Origin of the sequence: Actinacidiphila sp. bgisy160, assembly GCF_965342435.1 — a bacterium.
GTDB lineage: Bacteria > Actinomycetota > Actinomycetes > Streptomycetales > Streptomycetaceae > Actinacidiphila.
Map to the genome: position 1 here is coordinate 1 of NZ_CBDRCM010000107.1, position 6699 is coordinate 6699.

The following is a 6699-nucleotide window of genomic DNA, read 5'->3' on the forward strand; positions in this document are numbered from 1 at the left end:
CGGGTCAGCGGTTGAGGTTCTGCATCCACTCCCGCAGCTCGCGCGCCTGCCGCGCGAGCTCGGAACGCGCCGCAGCGTCGCCGGAGGCCTCGTCGTTCGCCAGGTCGACGATCGAGTTCAGCGCCGGGATGGCGGTGGTGTAGTTGGTTGCCAGGTAGCTGTCCCGCGCGATGTCCAGGGCGGCACCGGCGGCGTCCGCGGCGTCCGTGGTCAGCAGCCCGGCCGCTCGGTCAGCCTCGATCAGCAGGCTGGTCTCGCGGTAGGACGAGCAGTTGGCGTCCGTACGGTCGGCGGTCGTCTCGATCCCGCCGAGGATGATCTGCATGAACGCGTCGTCGTAGTACTGCGTCCGGAAGTGGCCGAGGATGTTCGAGAACGCCTTGCCACCGTCCCAGTTCTGGCACCACGCGATCGGATGGTCGCCGTTCATCAGCCGCAGCGGGTTGTTGGCCGCGTTGCCGCTGTTGAGGCTGCGCTGGTAGCTGTCCTCGTTGAGGCTCAGCAGCGTGTGCACGTCGGCCCGCATGTTGCGGTCGAAGTTGTAGAGCTCGTCGACCGTCATCCACCGGGCAGGGAGATGCGCGGTCGCCGGGTGCGTGTTGTCCTCGGTCACCACCTCGGTGTGGATGCAGCTGCCGCACTGACCGAACCCGTTCTGGCCGTTCGGATGGTTGGTGAAGAGCCCACCGACGAGGTTGCCGTACCACGGCCAGGTGCCGATCTCGAACGAGTCGGCGGCACCGTGGATGCCGACGTAGCCGCCGCCCTGGTGCATGTAGGCCTCGAAGTTCGGCTGCTCGGTGGTCGGATCGAGCGGGCCCGGGTGCCCGACGTTGGACTCGAAGACGATCGTGTCGTACTGCTTGAGCGTGTCGAGGCTCAGGAACGGGCTCGTGGGCAGCGTGACGGTGGGGAGTTGCGGGTCGTAGACGTCGACGTTGAAGTTGTGCGCGATGCCGAGCTTCTGGATCGCGGCCACGGTGTGCGGGATGTGGTCGTGCCGGAAGCCCGTCGTCTTGGAGAAGACCAGGACGTTGTAGTCGGCGTCCGGGTTGTGCGGGAGCGGGGCGAGCACCGGGTCCGGGATGACCTTCGGGCCCTGGGCGGGCTCAGACTCGAGGCCCGTCGCGGGCTCCGGCGCGAGCCGGCCGTTGAGCTGGTCGATCAGGTAACGCGCATCGCCCACGAGTGTGCTGCGGGCCGAGCCGGGCGCGATCTGGTCGCCGACGATCGAGACGAACTCGTTCAGGACCTGGCTCGCGCGCTTGGCCGAACCGACGTCGGCGAGGGCCTTCGCCTGGTCAAGCTTGGCTTGGAGCGCCGCGCCGACCTCCCCAGGGACGCTGCCGGCGGTCACGAACCGGGCGATCAGCGTGCCGACGTCCGCGAACGATGTCGTCACGATGAACGTCTGCGTGTACTTCGCGCTGTTGGAAGCAGCGTCAGAGAGATGCACCGCGAGCGTGTGCACGCCGAGCGACAGGTCGGAGGTCTGCACCGGCAACGGCGGGACCAGCTTGCCGTCGAGGTACATGTTCAGCACAGCCACTCCGCCCGAGCCGGGGGCGGGGTCCGTGCGCGTAGGGATAAGTGTGGCGACGTGACCGACGTGACCGTCGGTGATCGCCGGGTACGATGCAGCCGGCGCGCGCGTGTCGATCCGGACCGAGATCGAGCGGAACGCCGAGACGTTCCCGGCCGTGTCGACCGCGCGGTACCGGACGCTGGTGTTGCCCTCCTGCGTGATCAGCGCCGACGCCGTGGCCGACGCCGTGGCCGACGCCGGCGCCCCCTCGACGGGCACGTCGATGTAGGCGGCGCCGCCGTTGAGCGAGTACTGGAACTTGGCGATGCCGACGTCGTCGGTCGCCGACACGTTCAGCGTCACCGAGCCGGTGTACCAGTTGTTCTGGCCGGTCGGCGCAGAGGGCGACAGCGTCGCCACGTTGATCGTCGGTGGTGTCGTTTCCTCTGCCCACGACGGTGCCGCGGGGATGAGTACGGCCGCCGTCACGCAGGCGGCCACTGCCGATGTGCGAAATCTTCTCCGCATGAGTGTCTACTCTCTTGCCGCTATACCGGCGGGTTCGCTGGGTGCGGATGCCCGTGCCGACGAACTCGGGTTCGTCGGCACGGGCCGGTTCGCTAGGTGCCGATGCCCGTGCCGACGAACTCGGCCCAGTTGAGGTTGAACAGGTTGCCGCCCGTGGCGCCACCCGTGACCGAGCGGAACACCAGAAACAGCTCATGCGTCCCGGACATCGAGACCGGGAAGGTCTGGCTCGTCCAGGTTCCCGTCCCGCCGGTGGACACGAGGTTGGCCGTCGTCAGGATCGGCCCGGTGATCGAGTCCTGACGGACCTCGATTGCCGCCAGCGGCGACCCGGGCGTGCGGCCTGTCGCCGCGTCCGCCACGCGGAACGTGATCGAATCGATGTTGGTCAGGTTGAATGGGCCGTTGAGCTGGAGCCAGTCGCCCGAGCCCAGGCTGCCGCGGTGCACGCCGGCGCCGCCGTCGGTGTTGGTCGCCGTGTTGGTGCCGGACTGGTTGACGACGAACTCCACCTCCTGGTGCTTCTGGCGGATCTGGTGCTGGCCGGTCGTGGTCAGCTGTGGGACGCCGCCCGGACCGCCGTGGTCGGTGTAGCGCGCCTGGACCACGCCGGAGACGTTGCCGCCGTGTGAGGCGTCGTCGGCCTCCGTGTGGAGCACGCCCGAGCAGCCGTTGACGGACTCCTCGGCGTGGCCGTGCGCGTCGTGGCCGAGCACGAACGTCACCTGCACCTCGGAGCAATTCACCGTCCCGTCCTCGGGGTCGGTGACCGTGACCGAGAACGGGATGTCGTCGCCGAACGCGAACGTCCCGCCCTCCACCGGCGTATTGACGAGCACCGTCGGGCTCGTGTTGCCCACGGTGATCACGGTGCTGGTCGAGGTTTGCTTGCCGGACGAATCGAGCACGGTCAGCACGGCCGTGTAGCGGCCGGACTGCGTGTAGGTGTGTGTCGGGTTCGGGTCGGTCTCGATCGCCGAGCCGTCGCCGAATTTCCACTCGTAGCGGATCGAGTCGCCGGGATCCTCATCCAGCGAGCCGGCGCTGGAGAAGTTCACGGTCAGCGGCGTCGAGCCGTCGGTGCGGTCCGTGGTGAGCACGGCCTTCGGCGCGCGCTTGCCCTTGACGTACTCCCACTTGTACATGCCCGCGTCGGGGCTGATGACGTTGAACCCGTTGCCGTAGGTCAGCAGGTAGAACGCGCCGTCAGAACCGAACTGCAAGTCCATCGGGTTGTCGCACTCGAACCGGAACCTGCCTGCCCCGGCGTTCGCACGGCTGCCGCAATCCAGGAAGTTGTTGATCTTCTGGACGTGGTTCTGCTTGTCGAGCTTGACCTCGCGCAGCGTGTCCTGCGTCCACTCGCTGATGATCACCGAGTCGTCGTAGTACGGCGGGAACTTGTTGGGGTTGGGGTTCTCCGCGTCGTAGTGGTACTTCGTGACCCCGTGCGGACCGACGCCGCCGGTGAAGAGCTCGGGGAACAGCCGCGGGCATTCGGTCGTCGAGCCGGGCGCGATCGGGCCCGGGATCGGCGCGTAGTAGGCCTCGCACGGGGTGCCGAGCGGCGCGCTCATGTTGTTGTCGCGGTAGGAGTACCAGATGTCCGGGTCGGTGACCGGCGGGACGTCCCTCAGGCCCGGCTCGACCGTCGGACCGCCCTCAATGTTCCACAGCGAGTCGTTGCGCTGCGTCGGTCCGTCGCAGTCGAACTTCTGAGGCGGGTTGTTCAGCGGCGTGCCCGCGGTGGTGGTACCGGGCGCGAACTCGTGGAAGTTCCACTCGTAGTGCGCGAGGTCGCGCTTGTAGCACGTCGGCCAGCCGTAGTTGGACGGCTTGCGCACGATCTCGTAGCGGCCGGTGCCCGCCGGGCCGTGCGAGCGCTGCGGTGTCTGGGCGTCGGGCGAGTAGTCGCCGATGTAGGCCACGTCGTTCTCGTCGACCTGGATCCGGAACGGGTTGCGGAAACCCATCGCGTAGACCTCCGGCCGCGTCTTGTCCTGCGGCGCGCCCGCGACCAGCGGGAACAGGTTGCCCGACGGGATCGAGTAGGCGCCCGTGCCGGAGCCGAAGTCGACCTTGTTGGCGTCGGCGGCGGAGATGTTGCCGTCCTTGACCTTGATCCGCAGCACCTTGCCGCGCAGGTCGTTGGTGTTCAGCGCGGTGCGGCGCGAGTCACCGGTGAGCCGCTGATACCAGCCGCCCTCCTGCGCCGTGTTGGTGGCGATCGCCGGCGTGGCGGTGCCGGTCAGGCCGGCGCCGTCGGCGATGATCTGCGGCTGATCGGACTGCTGCTTGCCGCGGCGGAAGAACACGTTGACGTTCGACGTGTTGACCGGGCCGCCGCTGGTCTGGATCTCATCCGCCTCGATGTTCGAGAGCGCCTCGAGCGCCGCGTCGATCGCATTGCGATCCGCGTTCCACGCGATCGGCTCCGTTGTCTGGCCCTCGAAGGTCAGCGTGAACGTGCCGCCCGTCGCGTCGGTGACGCGCACGGTCTGCTGCTCGTCGGTCTTCTGCGAGTTGTACGGACCGTAGCCGCCGCCGTTGATGCCGCCTGCGGGCGTGTCGTCGCCGGTGACCATCCAGAGGTTGCCGTGCTTGTCGAAGTCGATGTCGCCCCCGACGTGGCAGCACTCCTGGCGGTTGACCGGCACGCGCATGATCTGCTGCTCGGAGCCCATGTCGAGGTGCGCCGGCGTGCTGTCGGTGGCGTCGACGAACTTGAAGCGGCTGAGCTGGAAATAGCCCACGTACGGATCCCACGCGGTCTTGGACGCCGCCACATTCGGCGGGTTGGTGTTCGGCGTGATCTGGGTGACGACGGATCCGTCGCTCAGCTTGACGTCGGTGACCTCCTTCGCCGAGTAGTAGAGGTAGACCCACTTGTTGGTCGCGAAGTCGGCGTCGACCGCCGGGCCGTAGAGCCCGTCCTCGCCCGCGGAGTAGATCTGCTGCGTCATCGGCAGGCTCGGGTCGGCGAAGTTGGCGACGACCGTGGTGACGCCCGTGGTCGAGTCGTGCATGCGCAGCGAGCCGAGGCGGTCCGTCTGCAGAACGCGCCCGTCCGGCAGTTGGTCGAAGCCGATCGGCTCCTGCAGGTTCGGCGGCGAGCCGATCTTCGTCTGCTGGTAGTTGGCCAGCACGGTCGCGCCGCAATCGCTGTAGACCGGGTCGGCCCGGCCCGCGGCCCAGCCGATCGCGCCCTTGAGGTGCTTGGTGAGGTCGGCGTCGAAGCTCGCGGCCGTGTTGCCCAGGCCGGTGTAGAACGAGCGGCCGCCCTGGAAGTCCTTGCACCACGAGACCGGGTGATCGGCGCCCATCGTGCCCCCGGCGATCCCGTCGAGGTCGGCGCCCTGCGGCTGCGGCCCGAACGGGTCCTCGACGACGGTGTCGAGGACGTGTGACACACCGCGGACGTTCTTCGTGAAGTTGTACCAGTTGTCGGTCCGCGACCAGATCTGCGGCAGATCCTTGCTCGCGTCGTGGACGCGGTCGGCGACCTTCACGTCACCCGATTGCACGTCGGTCCTGCCGGACGCACGCGTCCCCAGAATGTCAGTCAGGAACGACCAGGACTCGTCGGTCTCGACCGCCGAGCCGACGCCGACGAAGCCGCCGCCGGCGCGGAAGTAGCTCTCGAAGTTCGCGCGTTGCGTGTCCGTGAGCGGGCTCGCGCGACCCGTGTCCAAGAACACGACCGCGCGGTACTGCGCCAGCTTCTTCTCCGTGAAATGGTCGCCCACGTCAGCGGGCTCGGGCGCCACGACCGTGAAATCACCGGTTCTGGCCGCATCCCGGATCGCGGACAGGCCGGCCGACGACACCGCGTCCTGGGTGCTGCGCACCACGAGCAGCTTGAAGCCGGCGTCTGGTCGTGCGGCCTCGGCGGCAGGCGCGGACGGCTGCAGCAGCTCCGGTGCAGCGACGGGAGCGGGCTCAGCCGCCGTGGGGGCCGCAGCGCTCACCGGCGTCGCGAGGAACGTGAGGAAAGGGGCGATGAGGGCTAAGGCCATCGTGGTCGCGATGCGACGTCTCGGGCGTCGTCCGTCTTCTGGGAGGACTGCGTCGAGCAGCCTGGCCCGCGTTCGATGACGTGGTGGCATGAAAAACCCTTCCTGGCTGAGGGGATGTCAGGCACGGCGCGCCGCCGCGCCTATTGCCACTTGGTGGTAGCGGATATTGCGGTTGCTGGAAGGTGCCGCCTCCAGGTCTGGGGGCCGTCAGCAAGGTGCCGGCCTGGGTAGAGCCGTGATCGTGGTCGAGTCGTCGATGATGTGGTTGATCACCGTGCTCGCCGCGCCACGGGAGGCGGCGCCGAAGCCGAGCGTGGAGGCGACGAATCGGCACTGGGCGGCTGGAGCTGCCACCACGAGCCGTTGCAGCTGATCTTGTGCGTTGGGCAGCAGCCACTGGGCCGGCGAGGCGAAATGGCCTCAGATGACGATCACTCGCGGGTTGAAGAGGTTGGCCAGGATCGAGCCACCGGGTGGCCGACATCGCCAGAGGCCTGGCCTCTGGCGACCGGCGCATGACGATGGCGGTGGCACAGGTCGGCGAGTGGCTCGGGCTTCACCGGGGCAGGTCAGGTGTGGTCATGCCGATGCGGAGTTGATGGACTTCGAGAAGAGCTCCATCATCGCCCT

At 68.1% G+C, this 6699-nt stretch carries 2 protein-coding genes; both read right to left on the bottom strand.

What is annotated here, in order from left to right; all coding sequences use genetic code 11:
- Positions 1-4: 4 nt before the first annotated feature.
- The gene (locus ACRWNP_RS36680; protein WP_431969275.1) at positions 5-1945 is read right to left on the bottom strand and encodes a ThuA domain-containing protein; all 1941 of its coding nucleotides are present in this window, start codon (positions 1943-1945) and stop codon (positions 5-7) included.
- 200 nt (positions 1946-2145) lie between these two features.
- On the bottom strand, positions 2146-6159 hold the full coding sequence (locus ACRWNP_RS36685) for a ThuA domain-containing protein (protein ID WP_431969277.1): 4014 nt from the start codon (positions 6157-6159) through the stop codon (positions 2146-2148).
- Positions 6160-6699 lie beyond the last annotated feature (540 nt).

Coding starts and splice junctions, on each gene's coding strand:
- ACRWNP_RS36685 (WP_431969277.1), bottom strand. CDS start 6,159: ATGCCACCACGTCATCGAACGCGGGCCAGGCTGCTCGACGCAGTCCTC.